Origin of the sequence: Empedobacter falsenii (assembly GCF_019308355.1) — a bacterium.
GTDB classification, from domain to species: domain Bacteria; phylum Bacteroidota; class Bacteroidia; order Flavobacteriales; family Weeksellaceae; genus Empedobacter; species Empedobacter falsenii_B.
This window is the reverse complement of record NZ_JAAGKM010000025.1, coordinates 1-15,518: the sequence shown is the minus strand read 5'-3', so window position 1 is coordinate 15,518 and position 15,518 is coordinate 1. Positions and strand designations below refer to the sequence as shown.

19 protein-coding genes are annotated in these 15,518 nt (G+C 33.6%); 10 read left to right on the top strand and 9 right to left on the bottom strand.

From position 1 onward, the window contains the following. Positions 1–22 precede the first annotated feature (22 nt). Positions 23–448 carry a hypothetical protein gene (locus tag G0Q09_RS10315; RefSeq protein ID WP_219034800.1) on the bottom strand — a complete coding sequence of 142 codons (426 nt, stop codon included), beginning with the start codon at positions 446–448 and terminating at the stop codon, positions 23–25. 361 nt (positions 449–809) lie between these two features. Between G0Q09_RS10315 and G0Q09_RS10310 the strand changes: the two genes are divergently transcribed. Beyond that, the gene (locus G0Q09_RS10310; RefSeq protein ID WP_219034799.1) at positions 810–1,412 is read left to right on the top strand and encodes an HNH endonuclease; all 603 of its coding nucleotides are present in this window, start codon (positions 810–812) and stop codon (positions 1,410–1,412) included. A gap of 155 nt (positions 1,413–1,567) precedes the next feature. Here the strand turns inward: G0Q09_RS10310 and G0Q09_RS10305 are convergent, their stop codons facing one another. The 8 genes from G0Q09_RS10305 to G0Q09_RS10270 are packed head-to-tail and all read right to left on the bottom strand — an operon-like array spanning position 1,568 to position 6,219. Continuing rightward, a complete protein-coding gene (locus G0Q09_RS10305) occupies positions 1,568–2,389 on the bottom strand; it encodes a PRTRC system ThiF family protein (RefSeq protein ID WP_219034798.1) in 822 nt (273 codons plus the stop codon). Next, positions 2,386–3,111, bottom strand: a complete 726-nt coding sequence (locus G0Q09_RS10300; RefSeq protein ID WP_219034797.1) for a prokaryotic E2 ligase family D protein — start codon at positions 3,109–3,111, stop codon at positions 2,386–2,388. Before G0Q09_RS10300 ends, G0Q09_RS10305 begins: the two co-directional genes overlap by 4 nt. A 15-nt stretch (positions 3,112–3,126) precedes the next feature. Continuing rightward, complete coding sequence (locus G0Q09_RS10295; protein WP_219034796.1) at positions 3,127–4,284, bottom strand: hypothetical protein; 1,158 nt, start codon at positions 4,282–4,284, stop codon at positions 3,127–3,129. Positions 4,285–4,300: 16 nt separating this feature from the next. Beyond that, positions 4,301–4,519: a PRTRC system protein C gene (locus G0Q09_RS10290; RefSeq protein WP_219034795.1), complete on the bottom strand. Its 219-nt coding sequence runs from the start codon at positions 4,517–4,519 to the stop codon at positions 4,301–4,303. 17 nt (positions 4,520–4,536) lie between these two features. Then, positions 4,537–5,070: a prtrc system protein e gene (locus tag G0Q09_RS10285; RefSeq protein WP_219034794.1), complete on the bottom strand. Its 534-nt coding sequence runs from the start codon at positions 5,068–5,070 to the stop codon at positions 4,537–4,539. Positions 5,071–5,076: 6 nt separating this feature from the next. Next, the gene (locus tag G0Q09_RS10280; RefSeq protein ID WP_219034793.1) at positions 5,077–5,589 is read right to left on the bottom strand and encodes a DUF1281 family ferredoxin-like fold protein; all 513 of its coding nucleotides are present in this window, start codon (positions 5,587–5,589) and stop codon (positions 5,077–5,079) included. Further along, on the bottom strand, positions 5,570–5,818 hold the full coding sequence (locus tag G0Q09_RS10275; protein WP_219034792.1) for an addiction module toxin RelE: 249 nt from the start codon (positions 5,816–5,818) through the stop codon (positions 5,570–5,572). Before G0Q09_RS10275 ends, G0Q09_RS10280 begins: the two co-directional genes overlap by 20 nt. 11 nt (positions 5,819–5,829) lie before the next feature. Then, on the bottom strand, positions 5,830–6,219 hold the full coding sequence (locus G0Q09_RS10270) for a single-stranded DNA-binding protein (RefSeq protein WP_219034791.1): 390 nt from the start codon (positions 6,217–6,219) through the stop codon (positions 5,830–5,832). 1,039 nt (positions 6,220–7,258) lie between these two features. Here G0Q09_RS10270 and G0Q09_RS10265 point away from each other — a divergent pair. From G0Q09_RS10265 to G0Q09_RS10225, 9 genes are all read left to right on the top strand, one after another. Beyond that, the gene (locus G0Q09_RS10265; RefSeq protein WP_219034790.1) at positions 7,259–7,696 is read left to right on the top strand and encodes a MarR family winged helix-turn-helix transcriptional regulator; all 438 of its coding nucleotides are present in this window, start codon (positions 7,259–7,261) and stop codon (positions 7,694–7,696) included. A gap of 81 nt (positions 7,697–7,777) precedes the next feature. Next, the gene (locus tag G0Q09_RS10260; protein ID WP_257468187.1) at positions 7,778–9,094 is read left to right on the top strand and encodes a TolC family protein; all 1,317 of its coding nucleotides are present in this window, start codon (positions 7,778–7,780) and stop codon (positions 9,092–9,094) included. Positions 9,095–9,121: 27 nt separating this feature from the next. Continuing rightward, on the top strand, positions 9,122–10,291 hold the full coding sequence (locus G0Q09_RS10255; RefSeq protein ID WP_219034789.1) for an HlyD family secretion protein: 1,170 nt from the start codon (positions 9,122–9,124) through the stop codon (positions 10,289–10,291). Positions 10,292–10,318: 27 nt separating this feature from the next. After that, positions 10,319–11,839, top strand: coding sequence for an MFS transporter (locus tag G0Q09_RS10250; RefSeq protein WP_219034788.1), 1,521 nt, complete (start codon positions 10,319–10,321; stop codon positions 11,837–11,839). Between the two features lie 43 nt (positions 11,840–11,882). Beyond that, positions 11,883–12,749, top strand: a complete 867-nt coding sequence (locus G0Q09_RS10245; protein WP_219034787.1) for a universal stress protein — start codon at positions 11,883–11,885, stop codon at positions 12,747–12,749. 11 nt (positions 12,750–12,760) lie between these two features. Next, positions 12,761–13,402 carry an HdeD family acid-resistance protein gene (locus tag G0Q09_RS10240; protein ID WP_219034786.1) on the top strand — a complete coding sequence of 214 codons (642 nt, stop codon included), beginning with the start codon at positions 12,761–12,763 and terminating at the stop codon, positions 13,400–13,402. A 209-nt stretch (positions 13,403–13,611) separates the two neighbouring features. After that, positions 13,612–14,436, top strand: coding sequence for a helix-turn-helix domain-containing protein (locus tag G0Q09_RS10235; RefSeq protein WP_219034785.1), 825 nt, complete (start codon positions 13,612–13,614; stop codon positions 14,434–14,436). A gap of 151 nt (positions 14,437–14,587) precedes the next feature. Beyond that, entirely contained in the window at positions 14,588–15,214 is a 627-nt protein-coding gene (locus G0Q09_RS10230; RefSeq protein ID WP_219034784.1) for a TetR/AcrR family transcriptional regulator, read from the top strand. 27 nt (positions 15,215–15,241) lie between these two features. After that, complete coding sequence (locus G0Q09_RS10225; RefSeq protein ID WP_219034783.1) at positions 15,242–15,421, top strand: hypothetical protein; 180 nt, start codon at positions 15,242–15,244, stop codon at positions 15,419–15,421. Positions 15,422–15,518 lie beyond the last annotated feature (97 nt).

Sequence of the window (15,518 nt, the reverse complement as noted above, 5' to 3'; positions counted from 1 at the left end):
TTAATTTCTAATTTTCTCATTTTTAAAGTGGTTCTTTAATGCCGAAATAAGGGGGATTCTCTACGAACTTTTCTGTTTCGTCAATCGTAAAGTCTGAAGATAATTGATGTTTTCTTGCAAATACATCGGCTTCTGTAAATGCCTGTTCCAGATTATAGGCATAGCAGACCTTTTTAAATTCTTTGAAATTAACATTGTACCTGAATGTTTTCTCGATGAAAACAGGTTCATCCTGTGTCATGGAAATTCTTGGATTTGCACTTTCAGCGTAGTACAGTATCTTATTTTTTGCTTCATCTGAAACCCGACATAAAAAATTTACTTCTCTGTATTTTGATATGTGAGCTACTTTCTTATAATCTCCGTTTACTTCCCGGTTGGTATCGCAAACCGAAATACCGTTTCCTAAACTGAAAAATTCTATTTGTTCTGTTTTTTTAGTTCTCATATTTTGAAATTTATAATTGTTAATGATTCTATTTTTTTAATTATTTTCGGAAATGTCAAAGAACGCTTTGCTTTTTTGTCTGACCTGTGTGTCGTTTTTCATTGCTTTTTGACGATAGAAATTCCGTTTCAGCCAAAACCGAAATGGAAGCATTGGAATGAAGGCTGCGAAATCTTTTTGTCCGCAGGATTCAGGAGTGTCTGGGAAAATTGTTGAAGCTTGTGGAAAGAATTTTTTTAGAAACCCAAAAAGATTTTTTTGAGCAGAAACGGGATTTGTATTTTTGCATACTGAAAACGAACTGATGGTCTGCCAATAAGCAATCGATGCTGATTATCTTTCCACAGTAAAATTAAAATTTATGGATTGTAGCAGATGTAAAAATGGTATTCTTGAAAAATACTACGAAGCTGAATATCACGATATTTATAGATGTAAAAATTGTGAGTATGAAGAAATAAAACGTTCTGACGAGTGTTGTCGAAACCCTAACAAAATTGTTGTTAATGACGTTAAATTTTTTCCAAATTTCAGATTATATGAGCAATGTAAAAATTGTGGAGGAGCTAAAAGAAATTTCCCTGTGAAATATACATCTGATATTGATATTCGCGGAGAGTTTGATTCTGAATATTTTGAAGAATGGAGAGAAAAGGTAAACTTTGATAAAAAACTTATATATGAGAGTGTATCATATTCTAATTATTTGAGTTCACCCAAAGGAAAATATCATAAGTATCTGGAATCTCCTGAATGGAGAGCAAAAAGAGAAATGGTTTTCAAAAGAGATGGATATACCTGTACCAAATGTAAAAGCAGACCGGCATTTCACGCACATCATTTAACTTATAAAAATATTTTTAATGAAAAGTTAGAAGATTTAATTTCTGTTTGTGCAGAATGTCATTCACAAATACATTATGAAGAATTAATGCAGAAAATTGATAATCTAAAAAAACAGTAACTTCATTACTGTACTAAATAGCCCGCAACTTCTTTTCAAAAAAATCCAAAGGAAAAGTACAGGAAAAATATTTTGATAAGAGGTTGCATCCGCTTTAAACAGCAAAAATGCGATTCCGACCACAGGGAGGAATTGCATTTTTGCCGCCCGAATTTTCATCGGGCGACTTTTATGGGTTGGGTTCTGAAATCTTTCAGATTAAGAAAGAATCCCCTGTTTTCGGTCAGTCCGTTGCGGAATAAGTTCCATAAAAGAGAACATCCCATTTGTGCCAAAGTAGAATTGATATATAAATCCTGCTTTTCCAATGCTTCTGCAAGTGAGCAACTCGGCATATCATCTTCGGTTTCGGATTGTTGCAACAGTTCTCTAAACTCTTCCGTAACAAAAGGGAGATTTCCAACCGTTTCGTATTTATTAGAATTGGGTTGTCGAATATTTCCTACGGTAGATAACAATACTTGCCCTATATCTTTACTATTGCCAAAGTCTAACCAATATCTCGGTTCATTGCTGTAATTCCTGTAATTGTCTTTTTCTTTCAGAATTTCAGCAACACCGAACCTTGCTTTTACACTGTCCACACAGGTAATGGTAATCATTGCTTTTGCATTGTCTGGCAATCTGCCAAAACTGTTTTTTTCATATTTTACGGTTTCAGCTTTCCAGTTTGTACCTGCCCAACGGTTGGCACGATTGATTAGAGCAACGGATTTATATAATCCTGTTTCGCATTCCGCAAAACGTTGTCTTCCTAAATTGGCGCTTGTGATACTATCATCATCCCACAGACGAACCTGCAATCCTGCGTGTCGTAATTCAATCAGGCTGTGGTTCATTTCCATTAAAGCGGTCAAGACTTTTGAACCTGTTCCTCCTGCTCCGATTAGGTTTACCGAAATCGGATTGGCAGGATTGAGCAACTCGTTGTCCGTAAAGTGGACTTTGGTTCTGAATGTTTCATTTTCTGTATTCATCGTAATAGGTTTTTAAGGATTTTATTATTCTTTTTCAATGTTTTGACAGGATAGGTTTCTTTTGTTTCAATTAATTTCTTCCAAAGGTTTACACAGTTCCCTTTTATCGGATTATAATTGTCCAATAAATGACTGAAATAGGAATTGAAAAAATAATCTTCCCACGCCTTTGTAAATTCTTCTACCGAAACCGAATTTTTGATATGGACATCTACTGTTCCCATACATACCTTGCCATCTTCATACACATTGAAAAATGGGGAGTAGTACAATGGTGTTCTTTCGGTTGGTCTATTGTCATTTGCCAATGCAAATACGGAAAGGTTTTCTTTATCGGCATACCAAAGCATTGCAGGAACTTCCGCTGTTCCGTTAGAAATTTCCAGATTTTTCACAAAGTACATTTGTCTTAGCTGTGCATTAGTGTACCAAATCACTGAACCGTTTTGGCTCGGATTGATATTCAGAATATGGGTAGGCAAAATTCCTTTTTGCTTTAGAAAAGTTTTGTCTTTTTCTTCATCGGAATGTAAAGACTTTGCCAATGCTCTGGCTTCGTTTACGGTCAAAGGGTGGGCATTGATTGGATTTCCGTTTCTGTCCATATCAAAATGCTCTACATACATTGTTTCATTATTATCTAAGGATTCATAAAAAACCAATGCGGACTTTGGTTCATACAATGTTCCGAAGTCTTCGGCTGTATCAATTATATCATTCATTTTTGTTTTGTTGTTTTAAATAGCTAATACTTTGTATAAATCATCCATTAGGGTAAACAGACGGTTTTCAAAATCAAAATCAGCTTTGATAATTGCGGTTTCGTTAATGGGAGTATAAACAGTAGGTTCTTCGACACTTCCGTATTCGTTGAACTCTGCATTAATACTTTCTTCAATGTTGTTATACAGGTTACCTTTGGTATCAGCAACAAAAGAAATATACATTTCCATTCCGATTGATTTATTCTCATCATCAAAATATGGGTTTTTATCGGGAGTTGGCTGATTTCTGAAAATTGATGTTTTCGGATATTCCGTATAAAGAGCAAAGGCATCGGAAGCAACTTTATAGCAATTGCGGTCAAAATCGGTGTGACTTTCAAAATGGTTCAAACGCTGTTCAAACATTTCCAGATTCTTCCGGTTATACAACTTCTGCTCTATTTTGTCGCCTATGGTTTTCGATATTATAAATTCACGCCTGAACTCCTGTATATCTTCTTCCGCTTCATCACCCTGTTCTATCCAATCTTCGTGCATTTCGTATATCCAATACAGATAGCTTTCCTGTCTTCTGTAATAAGGAACATCTACAATGTGATACAGATAACTGCAAACCGAAAGTAATAGTTGGGCGTTCTTTTTACAACTCTTGTCGTGGAGCATTTGAAAAAGCGGTACAATGGGAACATAATAAAGAGATGTTCCTGTATAATATCGTTCCTCTTTCGCAAAATGGATTTTCTTATTGTTCCGAATGAGCTTAAAACTTTTCCAATCTTCATTGGTGTACTTCACTTTGTTTTCTATATCCCACATTGCCAAAGCCATATTATAGGGAAAATTAAAATCTTTGGTCTGCATTGGTTCAATATTGTATTGTCGGGCAAAATTGGAAAGGGATTTATAAAAATCCCTCTCTGTTCTTGCAATTATTTTACAATCTTGTATGGTTGATATTTCTTCCTGTTTCGGTAGAAATCGGCACTTTAGAAAACCATTGGAAGCATTGCTATTGGTACGGATTTCTGCTTGTCTTTCCGTATCTCGTTCGCTGTTTTCGGTTTTTGAAGCCACTTTGCGAACTCTCCCAACTGTCGGTGTAATCTTCGTTGTTGCTGTTCTTCGGGAACGCTGATTGCTCCCGATATAATATTGTGTTGCATATTCCATTGTTTACGGTTTTAAATTATCCTTTTGTTCCCATTATGCTTTCAAATAAGTATTGAACGGTATCATCTTCAATTTTTGGTGCGGAAACTTTAGCGGTGGTTAAAATCGGGTAATTATTGGCATAAAAATTCATAACCGCTTCTACGCTCCATTTGGGTTCGGGGTCTGTCAAACGAATTTCCTGTCCGTTGTCTTTGAGGATAAAAACCCTTTCTAATTGTGTTGCTAATAACATTGTTCTGATTTTTAAGATTAGACTTCGGTTGGAGTTTCTGAAAAAAGATTATGGGCGAAATGACTTTCGTATTCATCCTGCTTTTTGCGAATAGCTTCGGCAAAATCGGGGTTTTCCGATATTTTGGGAAGTGCCGACCACGCTTCTTTGTATTTGCCCTCTTTTTCAAGTGCTTCGGCTTTTTGGAACGCTTCCTTGTATTTTTTCGCTTTGGCTTCCTTTTCCTTTTTTTCCCTGTCCGCTTTTTCCTTTTCCATTGCGGATTGCTTTTTAGCTTCTTCAAGCTGTTTCATAAAGGTTTCCATATCCACCATTAATCCCGAAGCGGTCTGTAACGGTACGGAAATGGTTTCAAAAAATCCGTTGTCGAGTTCTTCGGCTGTTCCCCGAAGATTCAAAGGCGGAATGAGCTTTCTTGCTTCATCCCCACATTGCTCATTATTGAGCAATACAGAAAGGACAAAACTGTTTTCTGTGGTCGGGCGAAGCGTGATTTGCAAATCTCCCGAAAGATTTATTTTTGCGAGTTGTCTGAAAAAATTGGCCTGCATATTAGTTTAGTTGATTGTTGTCGGTTGATGGTCAATTTTAGATAATTGACCGTTGATTTTTCGTTCTAAAAGAATTTCCAAGATTTCTGCATCGCTGTTATAGGTCTCGCCCTCAAAGTGGTAATTATCGGTTTCTTCGTCATATTCGTACTGCTCAAAATCTTCATCTTCGAGATAGATGTCTTGAAGTATTCCGTTGTAGTACCTTGCTTTTCCGTAGACAAGATTGCCCATTTCTTCGTAATCCTGCACAAAATCTACTTTGTAATGTTCTGCTATTTCTTGTACGATTTCAATATTTGGCGACCATTTGGTTTGATACTGAAATACTTCTGTATTATTGTCATCAGAATACAAATCGAAGAAATATCCGCCATTGTGTTGATTTACCCACTCGGGAAGTTGCCCTTTTTGTTCCTGCTGTTCTTTGGTTGCCATTGCATGAAACAACCATTTCATTTGTTCAATTGCTTCGGGACTTCCCTCGAAAACAACTGTATTACTGCACCAGTTTGCCATAATTTTTGATTTTTAAAGGTTCTGCTTTTTCGTAAATGTAAGTACCGCTTGTTTTGAAAGGATTAGTTCCCTCGGTCATTCGGATTTCAGATTGAAAAATTTTTGAGATTCTTCTCGCATAGCGTACTGCGGTGGTTCTGTCGCAAAAGATTTGATAACCTACGGCTACATCTTCCCAATCTATTTCAGTGTTTCTGTGTTTAACTTGAAAATTGAATTGTGCTTCCATATTTCTGAATTTTAAAATGGTAAATCGTCCTCTGTTTCTTCTGTAAAAACATTAGAGGTTTCGGTTGGTTCATTGTAATTTTGTGATTTCTGTCCGCTTCCGTGAAATTTTATCCGTGAAGTATTGAAGTTTAATCCCGACTTTATTTCTCCGTCTTTGCCTATCCACGCATTACTGCTGATTCTTCCCGATAGTTCCACTAAAGTTCCCTTGGTAAGATATTCTGCTATCTTGGCATTTATCCAATATGAGCAATTGTAATAGGTGGTTTGTTCTTTGCGTTCGCCTTGCTTGGTTTTGTAGCTGTCGTTGGTTGCTACTGAAAAATTAACGACCTGTTTGTCATTTGCTAATGTGTTGATTTCTGCATTTCTTGTAATTCTGCCTACGATTGTGTTCATAATTTTTCGATTTATTTTGTTAATTTTTTAGTTTATTGTTGGTTGAAATTTTCGAGTGAATTGATTTGGTATCGAGGACACTCGGCTTCTTTTTTTTCTTTTCTTTTTGAGAAAAGCATTATTTGTCTTTATTGTTTTTGTTAATTTTTTCGTTGATGTCAAAGAACGTCTGCTGTTAAATTGATTCGTATAACTGAGGTTCCGGCTTTTTCTTTGCCGATGATTACAGGACAGCATCAGGCACACAAAACCCGATTCAATTCCCGTAATTGCTTACAAGTTTTGAATCGGGCTTGAAATCTTTTTGCTCTGAGAGTTTAGGAGTGTCTGGAAAAATTGTTGGAGCAAGGCGGAAAGAATTTTTATAGAAACCCAAAAAGATTTTTTTGAGTGAATGATGCTGCCCTACATTTGCAACAGTAAAAAGCAAAACCACAGTTGGATACGATTTGGCAGATGTTTTTGAATTGGAAGATTAACTTAAAATATGAGAGTAACGCTTACTTATAATAATGGTCTTTTAAATTTAAATAATGTATAAATGTATTTTAAGGAAAAATTATATTTTGATAATTCGATTTTAGTATCAGTTCCAATAAGGATTCCAACTATTGAAGGGACTATGTCTCACTCTAACGTAATTGCTGAAATATTAGTAAGAAACAGATTAAGCAATGAATGTGTCTACCTACTTTAAACGGCTCGCAGCAATTATCAAAACTAGTGAACAATATTTTGTTGAAAAAAGAAATCAGATTCAGACACATTTGGGGCATTTTTTTAACCTAAATTAATTATGAAACCTATTCTAATTTTAATAGATGATATATTGATTTTTAACGGTACCAATAATTAATTTTACCTGACTAAAAATTATCCTATTATGCTCCTTTGTTTATTTAATTTTACTATCTGATTTGGTAATTTATTATCTTAAAAAGTTGTATATTTTTCATAAATGTGGATCACATGTATATGAAGGCATAATTTCAAACAAAAATAGTTTGATATTAAACTGTTTTATTTATATCTTTGTCCTATGAAATTAAAAGATCAAAAAGACATTGCTAGTATTTTATCTTTAATAGATACTATACGAGATATTCGCAAGGTCGTTCGCAATCACTTTTCAAAAAAAATGAAAGAGCATCACATTGATGTTACCATCGAAATGCTAGAAGTGTTGCATATTCTTTGGGAAAAAGACAATATTAAACAACAAGATATTGTCGATAAAACCAACCGAAACAAAGCCAGCATTACTTCTTTGATTGATAATATGACTGCAAGAGGTTTGGTACAACGTAACCCAGATCCAAACGACAGACGCAATAATTTGGTGGCCTTAACTTCGGAAGGAGAGGCTTATCAACAAAAGTTAATTCCAATTTTAAAAGAAATGTATATATCCTTTCAAACAGATGTTACCGATGAGGAACTTGAAAGAACAACAGTAGTACTTAAAAAAGTTTTTTAACACCATAAGAGAATAGATAATTCTATTTTTTTATCTAAATAGTTTGAATTCAAACAGTATTACAGCAAACTTAAATTACAAATGAAAATGAAACCCTTAATTGCGATGGTATGTATTGGTGTTTTAACAACCACCACCATTCACGCACAACAAATTACAGAAAAAAAGATTAGCATCGAGGAGTTGTTTGAACTCACCAAAGAAAATCACCCCAATCTTGCCGTTTCTAAAGCCGATATTTCTATCGCTTCGCAAGGTGTAGATGTTGCCAAAAATGCCATGTTGCCAAGTCTTAACACAGGTTTACAGGCGTATTATATAGGCGATTCTTACGTTATTGATAAAGATTTTTCTAATTCGACAAAGGTTGAGATGCCTCATTTTGGGAACTCTTTCACTGTTGATGCTTCTCAATTACTTTGGAAAGGAGGAACCGTAAAAAACAGCATTAAAGCGCAATCGCTTAAAGAGGAATTGATGCAATTGAATTATCAATCTAACGAACAAAGCATCAAACTTTTGGTATTGGGCTACTATTTAGATTTATACAAATTAGACAATCAAAAAGCGGTTTATGCACAAAATATTCAGTTAGCAGAACAGCGATTGGCAAATAGCAATAAATTTTATAATCAAGGAATGGTTACCCGAAATGATGTGATTCGTGGAGAATTACAACTTTCTAACCTGAAGCTCGCTTTGCAGGTGGTTGAAAATAACCGTCAGATTTTAAACAAACAGTTAACCACTGCTTTGGGTTTGCCCGATACCACTCAAATTCTGATTGATCAATCGGTTATAGAGCAAATTCCTACGGTTTTACAACTCGATGATTATAGAACGTTAGTTGAAAATCATCCAACGGTTTTGATGACCGAAAAAACCATCGATATTTATGAAACTTCACAAAAAATAGCAAAGGCAGAAATGATGCCTTCACTATCAGCTTTTGCAGGGAATAAATTGGCTCGACCAATTACCACAACATCGCCTGTTGTTGATATGTATTCTAATGGTTGGAGTGCTGGATTGGCTCTTAATTTTAATATTGATGCGTTATACAAATCGCCAAAAAAAGTAAAACAAGCACAGTTTGAAAAAGACAAAGCCATTGCTCAAGCCAATGAAGCCCGACAAATGATTGATGTGGCTGTAAATGCAGCTTATATCAAATTCAATGAGTCGCTTACGCAAAACAATACGCTAAAAACCAATACCGAATTGGCAGACGAAAACTATCGTATTATGAATAGCAAATACAACAATCAATTGGCAATTTTGCTGGATTTGTTAGATGCTAGTAATGCCAAATTAGATGCAGAATTACAGTATTCCAATTCAGAAATTAATATCATTTATGCCTATTACAAATTGCTAAAAGAAAGCGGAAATCTATAATCATCAAATTAAACAATAAGAAATAAGATGTCACAAAATACAGAAAACAATTCGTCAGAAAACATAGAGAATAACGAGCAAACTCCACAAACGGAAACGGTTCAACCTCAAAATAAAACTAAGAAAAAACCTAAAAAGAAATTGAATATCGTCAATCTTTTAGTATTGATTTTGGTTGCTATTGGTTTCTACTTTGTTGTGAAATCATACTTTAATGTGGGTAATGATAAGTTCACCAATGCGGCTCAGGTTGAGGCTTTTATTAACCCGATTAATACCCGTGTTTCTGCCTATATCAAAGAAATCCGTTTTACAGAACACCAATTTGTAAAGAAAGGCGATACGCTACTCATCTTAGACGATAGAGAAATTCAAACCCAACTTGGGCAAGCAGAAGCGGCGTATATGTCGGCAATGGCTTCGCTAAATGCAACCAATAGTTCGGTAAAAACGGCATCAAACAACGTGAATACAATGGGTGCAAACGTACAAGCAGCAAAAGCAAACATGGATGCAGCAAAAGCACGACTGTGGAATGCTGAGCAAAATTTTAATCGATACAAAAATTTATTGGCAGATGAAGCGGTTACTCGTCAGCAATTTGACCAAATGAAAACTGATTTTGAAGCACAAAAAGCACAATTGGAAGCACAGATTTCGCAATACCAATCGGTTATCAATTCAAAAACAACAAGCGAATTGTCGGTGAATGAAGTACAAGCAAAATTAGGATTGAACGAAGCAGAAATCAAACGTGCCGAAAACGCATTGGCAATGGCAAAACTGAATTTATCTTATACCGTAATCACAGCTCCTCACGATGGAATTATGGGAAGAAGAACGATAAATATCGGACAATTATTAAATCCAAGTCAGCAAGTAGCAACCATTGTAGATAGCAAAAACATTTGGGTTACTGCAAATTACCGTGAAAAACAAATGGAAAATGTGAAGATTGGAGGTCTTGCAAAAATTAAAGTTGATGCCCTTGGAGGAAAAGTCTTTGAAGGAAAAATCACTGCCATTTCCGGAGCAACAGGTGCCAAATATTCGGCTGTTCCGTTGGATAATTCAACTGGAAATTTTGTAAAAGTTCAACAACGACTACCCGTTCGTATTGAATTTACAAAAGAGAATAAACCCGAAGATTTAGAACAACTTCGTGCCGGTATGAACCTCGAAGTAACATTGAAATAGAAGATTATAAAATCTCAAAAATAAATTATGTATAACAAAGGTCCATTTGCAAGTTGGGTACCCAAGCCGTTGATGCTATTGCTTATACTTGTAATTATATTTGCAACACTGACCGTTTCGGGTGTGTATGTTAGTACGATTACCGATGTTTCGGGTGCAATGGCAACCTATACGGAATATATTTCTTTGGCAAATAATGCTGGAGCAATTGGTATGGGTACTTCCATATTTATCGTGTTACGGGTAAAAATGCGTTTTCGTAGTAAAGAAATTATTACCACCTGTGCTATTCTTATTGCAGTTTTATTGTATATGTGTGGCACAACAGAAAATCCTTGGATTTTGGTGGTTTGTAGTTTTTTTATCGGGTTTTTTAAAATGTTTCCGATGATTGAAATGCTTTTGCCCTTAATGTTTATCATTGCACCTACGGGAGATAACGGAAGATTTTATTCGGTTTTTTATCCACTAACCATTGTTTTATCGCAGGTTTCTGCTTATTATTTCTCGACTTTGGTTTTCAACGGAAGTTGGCAATCACCTTATTTTATGATGGCAGCTGTAATGCTGGTAGTAGCTGCATTGTCGCAAATTTTTCAGCACAACCAACGCTTTTGTTTTAAAATGCCTTTGTATCAAATCGATTGGCTTTCCTTGGTCTTGTTTGCAGCTTCGTTTATGTGTTTCAATTATGCTTTTGTGTTTATGAAACAACAAGGCTGGTTTATTTCGCCTTGGATTAACGCTTCGTTACTTGGCGGATTAGTACTTTTTGGTTTGTTGATTTACCGTCAAAATTTCTTAAAACGAAAGCTGATTAATTTCAAAGTATTCAAACGTCCTAACGTTATTCATGCAACAGTTTTACTCTTGTTGTTAGGGGTTTATATGGCAAGTACATCGGTTTATACTCAATATGCAGTTGGTGTATTAGGGTATAATAATTTGGTAAATGCACATACTAATTTATGGATGGTTCCTGGGATTATAATTTCGGGAATTATGGCATTCTTTGGTTTCAAAAACAAATGGCCAATTAAATATTATATCGCTTCTGGTTTTGTTGCTTTTGCGTTGCACTCTTATATTTTATACGCAATTATTCAACCCAATATGAATATTGAATATTTAGAATATGCAATGATTATCAAAGGTTTGGGAATGGGCATACTTTTTATAGGCGTATGGTTTTATGCGTCTCTCAATTTATCTATGGACTTACTTCTTGGGATGATGGGCATCTTGATTGCAGTACGTTCGTTTTTAGGAGCTGCCATTGGAAGTGCCATTCTCAGTTGGGCTTCTTACCAAGCACAATGGCAAAGTTTGAGCGATATGTCTAATCAGTTAGATGTGGGATTAATTCCTAACGGAATGGCGATATATCAAAATATAAGTTTAAATGCCGTAATGGCTTCTTCTAAAATAGTATTGGGTTCTTTAATTTGGTTATTGCTGCCAATACTACTGTATATATTCACTCATTCTTACGGAAAATTTAATTTTAGAAGAGTGGTTTTATTGCGAAAAAGAATAAGAGGAAATTAGGTAAAAGGATACAAATTGTCTTAAAAAAATAAAGAGAAAATAAATGAAAAAAATACTTTTTTTAACCGATTTCTCAAAAGTAGCTCAAAATGCTTTTGTGTATGCATTATCTGTTGCAGAAAAAACAAAGGCAGAAATTCACATTCTACATATTACTGCTATTATGGAGGCAAAAGATGAAGTAGAAGAAATGCAAGTACATGCGATGGCTAATGCTTACAAAAATAATTTAGAAAAAGAAGAATGGGGAAAATTTAGAGCTGAAGCAGGAAAATTAGAAAAAATAGCCAAAGAATATCATCAAAAAGACGTTCCGGTAGAATTTCACCTAGAAAACGGCCCTTTCTTGGAAGTGGTGTTAAACTATATTGACGATAACGATATTAGTTTATTGATTATGGGAACATCCGGGGCAAATACGGTTGATAAAAAACTATTTGGTTCTAATACCGAAAATTTAATCAATAATTGTTCTATCCCGATATTGGCGATTCCGGAGAAAGCAACTTTTGTAAACAGCAATAGTTTGTCTGTTGCCGTTATGTTGAATGATACCGAAATTCCAATTATTAAAAGATTATTTGAAAAAACAGCGCAATATGGTTACAAAATTAATTTTGTACACATTATAAAATCAATAGAAGAAACGGAAATGGTGAAAGCAAAAGTTGATAAATGGCTAGTAAATTTCAAAGAAAATAATCTAATTATTGATGTAATTAACAAAGAAAATATTGAAATTGGTTTAATGGAATATGCTTACAACACAAACACACAAATACTTTCTATCATTCATAGAGATTTAAGTTTTTGGCAAAGAATATTCAAAATCAATCACAGTAAAAATTTACTTCAATACTCAGATATTGCTTTATTAATTTATAATAACAACACAATTTATAACAACTAAAAATTTTTATTATGGCAACATTTTTTAAAAGCATTCGCAACACCGTAAAACATTGGTATGTACCAGCAATTATCGGTGTATTATTTATCGTTTTGGGCGGTTATTTATTTACTGTTCCCGAAGCAACTTACTTTTCATTGGTAATCCTTTTTAGTTTATCGTTTTTGTTTTCGGGTATCTTAGAAACTTTGTTTTCTATCCAAAACCGAAGCGAATTAGAAGGTTGGGGTTGGTATCTTGCCAGCGGAATTTTCAGTTTATTGATAGGTTTACTTTTGGTTATTAAACCCGCTGTTGCCGCTACAACTTTACCATTCTTTATTGGTTTCAGCTTGTTGTTTCGTTCTTTTCAAGGATTAGGTTTTGCTTTCGAATTGAAAAATTACGGTATAATGAAATGGGGAAATCTTGCTATTTTAAGTGTTCTGGGAATTATTTTTTCTTTTTTACTAATTGCTAATCCTATTTTTACAGGCATTTCGCTTGTAGTAATAACGGCATTATCGTTTATATCTATTGGTATCAGTGCCATTGTGTTGTCTTTCCAATTAAAGAAACTTAAAACTCTTCCAGGAAAATTAAAAAAAGAACTGAAAGACAAAATCGAAGATCTAAAAGAAGAATATTACAAAAATATTCAAGATGAAGATTAATTAGAAATGCTATTTTCACAGAAATAGAACATCATACAATAATAAAAAACTCAGATAGATAAAAAACTTGTCTATGCTTTATCTCGAAAGGCAATTTATTAAGAAATTACACCGAATACTTTTTGTAGATAAAAAGGTAAATACCTACTAGGTCACCAATAATAAATCAAAATAGAGAGATAGGCTATAAAATTTTTAATAATTGAAAGATGAATAATTTTGGTATAACTGTTTATAACGGTAAAGAATATAGAAAAAAACTAATCCTCGACAGACCATTTTATCCTCAAAACTCCTCATTTTTCATTTTGAAAAAAGGACATATTGTCTATGAAAAAAGATTGAATACAATAGAAATAAATGAACCGGTTTTAGCATTTATGGACAGCTATTCGGCTTACCAATTTTCTCATATAAGCGATGATATTGAATGTTATGTAATATCATTTACCAGAGAATTTATCGAGAGTATCAGTCAGAAAATAAATAGCCTTCATATTTATACATTTTTTAAAGAGAATTTGGAAAGGCAGTTTTTCTTAAATGAGCTACAGCTTAATGAACTCTTTAATTTTGCCCCATTACTAAAAAGTCTTTCAGATAATTCAAATAACTATAAAAACAGTAAAGAAATAATTGAGACTGTTTTTTCTGGATTGATACAATCTATTGCGAATTATGTAGGTGAAACAGCAAAGAGTTCAAAAAAAGTTTCCAGAAAAGAACTCATTTCGTTAACCTTTTTAAGAAATGTTGAAGAAAATTTTAAAAAAGAAAAAAATGTAAAATTCTATGCCGACAAACAGTGTTTAACCGTTAGGCATTTATCAGAAACAGTGAAAAATGTTATTGGAAAAACAGCCAGTCAAATAATTTTAGAATTCCAACTTAAAGAAGCAAAAGCCATTCTTCTCGACACCGATAAAAGTATTTATCAAATTGCTACTGAATTAGGATTTAGTGACAGTTATACCTTTGGTCATTTTTTTAAAAGGCACGAACGCATAAGTCCTTCTCAATTCAGAAAAAAATAATTTAACCTCCTGATTAAACATTTATTTACTTATTTTACATCTAAACATCTAATAAAATCCTACTTATAAACATTTTTTACCCACTTTAAGTTCTGTTTTTATATTGTAATTCATCATAATTTTGTAATCAAACGTTTGATTGTATGTTATTATGAATCGAGGACAAACTAAATCAACAGCAACCGATTCTCCCAAAAACCGAATAAAAAGTGAAGCTACTTTGCTTTTTGCGATGTATGGATTTGAATCTGTCACGACAAGAGATATTGCAGAAAAGGCAACTATCAATGTCTCTATGATTTCCTATTATTTTGGTTCAAAAGAAATGCTCTTACTCGATGTGATTGATGATTTTATTGGGTCCTTTAACAAAATGAAAAATCAAATAGACCAGATAACAGATCCGTCCGAAAAAATCGATTATGCCCTACAAACTTTTTTTCATATATGTATGGAAAACTGGCAATTAACCCACATCTTCTTACAAGAACAGGGAAAATCAAAAAGTGCTCTTTTTCAGGATAAAATAATGCTGTTTAAAACAAAAACGATTAACGGTTTAAGAAATATAATAAAGCAAGGCGAAATAGAAAACAAATTTAATCCTGCTAAATCTGAAAATTTATATTGCTTATTAGTCGGCTCTATTCACAACTATCTATGTCTTCCTGAGATAAAATCATTATTACTCCTACCTGATGAAAAAGCACTAAAAGATCAGAATGAACAATTTTTACACTTTTTACATTCAACAACTAAGAGTTTGTTATACAAATAATTAAAAAATAAAAAAACCACACATAAAATGAAATATTCAAACAAAAGATTATTTGACTTTTTACTTAATGCTAATTTCAATGAATTACCTGAAAAATTTTTAGAATTTAAGAAAGAAAACAAGTGGCAAAATTATACGCCCATTCAATTTAAAGAAAAAATTTTCGAATTAACAAAATCCTTTAGATTTGAAAATCTTAAATTGTAGTATAAAAAGAAGAGAAAAGAGTTTGAGTACACTATAACGAGTTCAGAGCTATATAATCTCATATTCTGATTAAGACTCAACTCTTTCTTATCAAATT

Bases quoted from the DNA above. Each gene is read 5' to 3' on its own strand.
- G0Q09_RS10315 (WP_219034800.1), bottom strand. From the start codon at position 448: ATGAGAACTAAAAAAACAGAACAAATAGAATTTTTCAGTTTAGGAAAC.
- G0Q09_RS10310 (WP_219034799.1), top strand. From the start codon at position 810: ATGGATTGTAGCAGATGTAAAAATGGTATTCTTGAAAAATACTACGAA.
- G0Q09_RS10305 (WP_219034798.1), bottom strand. From the start codon at position 2,389: ATGAATACAGAAAATGAAACATTCAGAACCAAAGTCCACTTTACGGAC.
- G0Q09_RS10300 (WP_219034797.1), bottom strand. From the start codon at position 3,111: ATGAATGATATAATTGATACAGCCGAAGACTTCGGAACATTGTATGAA.
- G0Q09_RS10295 (WP_219034796.1), bottom strand. From the start codon at position 4,284: ATGGAATATGCAACACAATATTATATCGGGAGCAATCAGCGTTCCCGA.
- G0Q09_RS10290 (WP_219034795.1), bottom strand. From the start codon at position 4,519: ATGTTATTAGCAACACAATTAGAAAGGGTTTTTATCCTCAAAGACAAC.
- G0Q09_RS10285 (WP_219034794.1), bottom strand. From the start codon at position 5,070: ATGCAGGCCAATTTTTTCAGACAACTCGCAAAAATAAATCTTTCGGGA.
- G0Q09_RS10280 (WP_219034793.1), bottom strand. From the start codon at position 5,589: ATGGCAAACTGGTGCAGTAATACAGTTGTTTTCGAGGGAAGTCCCGAA.
- G0Q09_RS10275 (WP_219034792.1), bottom strand. From the start codon at position 5,818: ATGGAAGCACAATTCAATTTTCAAGTTAAACACAGAAACACTGAAATA.
- G0Q09_RS10270 (WP_219034791.1), bottom strand. From the start codon at position 6,219: ATGAACACAATCGTAGGCAGAATTACAAGAAATGCAGAAATCAACACA.
- G0Q09_RS10265 (WP_219034790.1), top strand. From the start codon at position 7,259: ATGAAATTAAAAGATCAAAAAGACATTGCTAGTATTTTATCTTTAATA.
- G0Q09_RS10260 (WP_257468187.1), top strand. From the start codon at position 7,778: ATGAAAATGAAACCCTTAATTGCGATGGTATGTATTGGTGTTTTAACA.
- G0Q09_RS10255 (WP_219034789.1), top strand. From the start codon at position 9,122: ATGTCACAAAATACAGAAAACAATTCGTCAGAAAACATAGAGAATAAC.
- G0Q09_RS10250 (WP_219034788.1), top strand. From the start codon at position 10,319: ATGTATAACAAAGGTCCATTTGCAAGTTGGGTACCCAAGCCGTTGATG.
- G0Q09_RS10245 (WP_219034787.1), top strand. From the start codon at position 11,883: ATGAAAAAAATACTTTTTTTAACCGATTTCTCAAAAGTAGCTCAAAAT.
- G0Q09_RS10240 (WP_219034786.1), top strand. From the start codon at position 12,761: ATGGCAACATTTTTTAAAAGCATTCGCAACACCGTAAAACATTGGTAT.
- G0Q09_RS10235 (WP_219034785.1), top strand. From the start codon at position 13,612: ATGAATAATTTTGGTATAACTGTTTATAACGGTAAAGAATATAGAAAA.
- G0Q09_RS10230 (WP_219034784.1), top strand. From the start codon at position 14,588: ATGAATCGAGGACAAACTAAATCAACAGCAACCGATTCTCCCAAAAAC.
- G0Q09_RS10225 (WP_219034783.1), top strand. From the start codon at position 15,242: ATGAAATATTCAAACAAAAGATTATTTGACTTTTTACTTAATGCTAAT.